1 protein-coding gene is annotated in these 1,118 nt (G+C 70.0%); it reads right to left on the reverse strand.

Features of this window, described 5'->3' with window-relative positions; all coding sequences use genetic code 11:
- Nucleotides 1-1,118, reverse strand: a 1,118-nt coding sequence (locus ABTZ58_RS40065; RefSeq protein WP_351368449.1) for a 2-oxoacid:acceptor oxidoreductase family protein, incomplete at both ends; no start/stop codon positions are given.

Here is a 1,118-nt window from a genome sequence, read left to right on the forward strand (position 1 = left end):
GGGGTGCGGTAGGTCAGCGCGATCCGGGCCGCCTCCAGCGCGGCGTCGAAGCAGTCCGCCGGGGTGCGCGGCGCGACCACCGGCACCGGGGCCTCGCCGTTGCGGCCGTACATCGCCTGCAGCAGGTCCGCCTGCTCGGTCTTGGTGGGCAGACCCGTCGACGGGCCGCCGCGCTGGATGTCCACGATCAGCAGCGGCAGCTCCAGCGAGACCGCCAGCCCGATCGTCTCCGACTTCAGCGCCACCCCCGGGCCGCTCGTCGTGGTCACGGCCAGCGACCCGCCGAACGCCGCGCCCAGCGCCGCCCCGATCCCGGCGATCTCGTCCTCCGCCTGGAACGTGCGCACCCCGAAGTTCTTGTGCCGGCTCAGCTCGTGCAGGATGTCCGAGGCCGGGGTGATCGGGTACGAGCCCAGGTAGAGCGGCAGGTCCGCCTGGCGCGAGGCGGCGATCAGGCCGTAGGACAGGGCGAGGTTGCCGGAGATGTTGCGGTAGACACCGGGCGGGAACGCCGTCGCCGCCGGTGCGACCTCGTAGGAGACCGCGAAGTCCTCCGTCGTCTCACCGAAGTTCCAGCCGGCCCGGAACGCGGCGATGTTGGCCGCCGCGATGCCGGGCTTCCTGGCGAACTTCGACTTCAGGAACTTCTCCGTGCCCTCGGTGGGCCGGTGGTACATCCACGACAGCAGACCCAGCGCGAACATGTTCTTGCTGCGCTCGGCCTCCTTGCGGGTGAGGTCGAAATCCTTCAGCGCCTCCACGGTCAGCGTGGTCAACGGCACCGGATGCAGGTGATAGCCGTCCAGCGACCCGTCCTCCAGCGGGGACGTCTCGTAGCCGACCTTCTGCATCGCCCGCTTGGTGAACTCGTCCGTGTTGACGATCACCTCCGCGCCGCGCGGCAGGTCCCCGATGTTGGCCTTCAGCGCCGCCGGATTCATCGCCACCAGCACGTTCGGCGCGTCACCGGGCGTGAGGATGTCGTGGTCGGCGAAGTGCAACTGGAAGGACGACACACCCGGCAGCGTGCCTGCGGGCGCCCGGATCTCGGCCGGGAAGTTCGGCAGCGTCGACAGGTCGTTGCCGAACGACGCGGTCTCCGAGGTGAAACGGTCACC

This window comes from Streptomyces sp. NPDC094143 (assembly GCF_040303825.1).
Classification (GTDB): Bacteria; Actinomycetota; Actinomycetes; order Streptomycetales; family Streptomycetaceae; genus Streptomyces.